This window comes from Frankia sp. CcWB2 (assembly GCF_977927585.1).
This window is the reverse complement of record NZ_CDWRCM010000226.1, coordinates 5,235-6,892: the sequence shown is the minus strand read 5'-3', so window position 1 is coordinate 6,892 and position 1,658 is coordinate 5,235. Positions and strand designations below refer to the sequence as shown.

The window sequence follows — 1,658 nt, the reverse complement described above, 5'->3', positions numbered from 1 at the left end:
GGGGCTGAGGCACCCACCCGCCGACAGCCGCCCCGAGAGGTCAGGAGACACGCTGACCGACCGGGCAGTCCAGGGCGCTGGCGCGGGTCAGGCCGTCGACGGACAGCCGGGCGGACAGGCGCACCGGTCCGGACGACTCGGTGAGAATGCCCGTCCAGCCCCCGGCCGCCCGGAAGACGCACGCCGTGCCCCCCGACAGCTGCCAGTAGGGGGTGTAGTGCACGAGCACCGTGGCGACCCCGGGCGCGTGGAAGTCGACCGCGACCGAACTCACCCCCAGTTCGGTGAGTGAGGCCGGTCCCTCTACCAGACCCGGGGAGTCGGTGACGAGCCACACCTTCCAGTGCGCGTTCTGCCAGGCGAGCTCGAGATAGGGCAGACCGGCCCGCAGCAGCCTGGCCTCGACGGCCGCGGAGGGATCCAGCTCGACGTCGGGGAGGGCGACGTAGCGGATGCCGCGGGCGAGCAGCCACTCGTGGTAGGTCTCGGCGTTCAGTGTGCCGTCGTAGAACAGCGCGTTGTACTTGCTGTCGAGCTGGCGCAGCCAGCCGCGGGCCATGGGTACGGACGGGGCGACGAAGCGCGCCTCCCAGTGGGCCCGAGTAAAGGGAATCTCCACCCGCCCGGCCGGCACCGGCGCGCCGCGGTCGAGGTAGTCGAGGAGCTCGGTGTAGTAGGCCTTCGACCCGGACGGATCGCCGTGGACGAGCAGCGCCCCGTGCACCGGCCCGATCTGCCAGCCGATCAGCGGGATCGCCGCGACCGCGAGGACGCGGCGGCGTTCGGCGAGCAACAACGCCGCGGCGGGGCCGGCGAGCAGCGTCGCCGGTCGGGTGATGTTCCCGCCGACCTGGGTGGGCACGAAGAAGAAGACCACTGCCGCGGCCGCCCAGAGCAACAGGCCGTGCCGGATGGGCCGGATGAGCCGGGCGTGCCCGGGCACGATGAGCAGGCCGACCGCGATGAGGGTCAACAGCGACAGGAAGGTGACCGCGGGAAAGGGCTGGTACCCGTCCTCGGGAAACGCGAGCACGACGATGATGCCGGATCCGGCGCCGACGAACGGGAGCGCGCGGCGCCATCCGATCGTCGGCAGCAACGCGAGGCCGACGAGCAGCACGAAGCCGCCGGCCAACGGAGACGCCAGCGACGACAGGACCGCGCCGATCCAGGTCAGCTTCGTGTGCCGTTCCCGCGCGCCGACCAGCGCCAGCGCACCGAAGGCCATCCCGAGAGCGAACGGCATGCGGCCCACGACGAGGTTCGCCACCGTCGAGACCGCGAACCAGACAAGGACCAGATCATGCCCGGCCCGCCGGCCAGGACCGCGGAGTAACCGGGTCACGATCATCGTCGAGGCGACGCAGGAGATCGCGCCGAGCGGCTGTACCCCGACAAGCGCACCGAGCGGGGGGAACAGCACACTGTAGCCGGGGATGGTGTGACCGCCGTACCACTGATCGTCCCAGAGCACCACTCCGCCGTGCCGGAACAGCCAGACCCGGTACTCCTGGGCGGGGGTGTCCGGACCGGTGATGCCAAGACCGATGCACAGCAGGCAGAGCGCGGCGGTCAGAATCCAGGGCCAGCGGCGAACCGCCACGACGACGGCGAGAACACCCCGCACGAACGGTCCGCGGTGCCGCGGCGGCTCGAGG

1 protein-coding gene is annotated in these 1,658 nt (G+C 71.6%); it reads right to left on the bottom strand.

What is annotated here, in order from left to right; genetic code table 11:
• Window positions 1-40: 40 nt before the first annotated feature.
• A complete protein-coding gene (locus ACY45C_RS18880; protein WP_462188905.1) occupies window positions 41-1,627 on the bottom strand; it encodes a hypothetical protein in 1,587 nt (528 codons plus the stop codon).
• Window positions 1,628-1,658: the final 31 nt, after the last annotated feature.